The sequence below is a fragment of the Paraliobacillus salinarum genome (assembly GCF_014083865.1).
Lineage (GTDB): Bacteria > Bacillota > Bacilli > Bacillales > Amphibacillaceae > Paraliobacillus > Paraliobacillus salinarum.
This window is the reverse complement of sequence record NZ_JACEFA010000030.1, coordinates 1-1,315: the sequence shown is the minus strand read 5'-3', so window position 1 is coordinate 1,315 and position 1,315 is coordinate 1. Positions and strand designations below refer to the sequence as shown.

General features: G+C 49.5%; 9 tRNA genes and 2 rRNA genes. All 11 read left to right on the top strand.

The annotated features are described in order from the left end of the window. Nucleotides 1–214: 214 nt before the first annotated feature. Nucleotides 215–330, top strand: a 5S ribosomal RNA gene (rrf, locus tag HP569_RS14305). Nucleotides 331–336: 6 nt separating this feature from the next. Next, a tRNA-Val gene (locus tag HP569_RS14300) sits at nt 337–412 on the top strand. Between the two features lie 3 nt (nt 413–415). Beyond that, nucleotides 416–491: transfer RNA gene (locus HP569_RS14295), tRNA-Thr, on the top strand. 20 nt (nt 492–511) lie between these two features. Further along, nucleotides 512–587, top strand: a tRNA-Lys gene (locus tag HP569_RS14290). A gap of 3 nt (nt 588–590) precedes the next feature. Beyond that, a tRNA-Leu gene (locus tag HP569_RS14285) sits at nt 591–672 on the top strand. A gap of 4 nt (nt 673–676) precedes the next feature. Next, nucleotides 677–751 (top strand) — tRNA-Gly (locus tag HP569_RS14280). An 8-nt stretch (nt 752–759) separates the two neighbouring features. Next, nucleotides 760–848, top strand: a tRNA-Leu gene (locus tag HP569_RS14275). Nucleotides 849–852: 4 nt separating this feature from the next. Further along, a tRNA-Arg gene (locus HP569_RS14270) sits at nt 853–929 on the top strand. Nucleotides 930–932: 3 nt separating this feature from the next. Further along, nucleotides 933–1,009: transfer RNA gene (locus HP569_RS14265), tRNA-Pro, on the top strand. 11 nt (nt 1,010–1,020) lie between these two features. Continuing rightward, nucleotides 1,021–1,096, top strand: a tRNA-Ala gene (locus tag HP569_RS14260). A gap of 94 nt (nt 1,097–1,190) precedes the next feature. Beyond that, nucleotides 1,191–1,315: ribosomal RNA gene (locus HP569_RS14255) — 16S ribosomal RNA — on the top strand; the annotation flags it as partial.

Below are 1,315 nucleotides of genomic sequence, written 5' to 3'. Positions count from 1 at the left end.
AAGCGTGGTGACACGTGCAGCTGACGAATACTAATCGATCGAGGACTTAACTATATTTAAAAATATGAATACTTGTCTGTCTTATCTAGTTTTGAAGGTACATCCTTTAAACAAAAGGTACATTATAAAAAAATATTAAAAAAACACTTGCTTTTCTTAATAAAAGTTAATATAATATACCTTGTCCTTGAAATTATGAATAAACAAACAAATGTCTGGTGACAATAGCGAAGAGGTCACACCTGTTCCCATGCCGAACACAGTAGTTAAGCTCTTCAGCGCCGATGGTAGTTGGGGCCTTGCCCCTGTGAGAGTAGGACGTCGCCAGGCAATGTTGGAGGATTAGCTCAGCTGGGAGAGCACCTGCCTTACAAGCAGGGGGTCGCAGGTTCGAGCCCTGCATCCTCCACCATACGCCGGCCTAGCTCAATTGGTAGAGCAACTGACTTGTAATCAGTAGGTTGGGGGTTCAAGTCCTCTGGCCGGCACCAGTTTTGTTTATTGCAATGAGGAGCCATTAGCTCAGTTGGTAGAGCATCTGACTTTTAATCAGAGGGTCGGAGGTTCGAATCCTCCATGGCTCACCATTAGCGGGTGTGGCGGAATTGGCAGACGCGCTAGACTTAGGATCTAGTGTCTTACGACGTGGGGGTTCAAGTCCCTCCACCCGCATTTTGCGAAAGTAGTTCAGTGGTAGAACACCACCTTGCCAAGGTGGGGGTCGCGGGTTCGAATCCCGTCTTTCGCTCCATAAGCCAAGCCGGGGTGGCGGAATTGGCAGACGCACAGGACTTAAAATCCTGCGGTAGGTTTCTACCGTGCCGGTTCGAGTCCGGCCCTCGGCACCATTTAGCGCCCGTAGCTCAATTGGATAGAGCGTTTGACTACGGATCAAGAGGTTAGGGGTTCGACTCCTCTCGGGCGCGCCATTACGGGAAGTAGCTCAGCTTGGTAGAGCACTTGGTTTGGGACCAAGGGGTCGCAGGTTCAAATCCTGTCTTCCCGACCATTTGTTTTTTTGGGGCCTTAGCTCAGCTGGGAGAGCGCCTGCTTTGCACGCAGGAGGTCAGCGGTTCGATCCCGCTAGGCTCCACCATTTATTTGATCTTTGAAAACTGAACAAAACAACCAATATGTTAAGAAGTAACATGCTAGTCAAGTAATGAGTGAGCATTAAGCGCACTTCATATTTTATGGAGAGTTTGATCTTGGCTCAGGACGAACGCTGGCGGCGTGCCTAATACATGCAAGTCGAGCGCGGGAAGCAAACAATCACCCTTCGGGGTGTGCGTTTGTGGAACGAGCGGCGGACGGG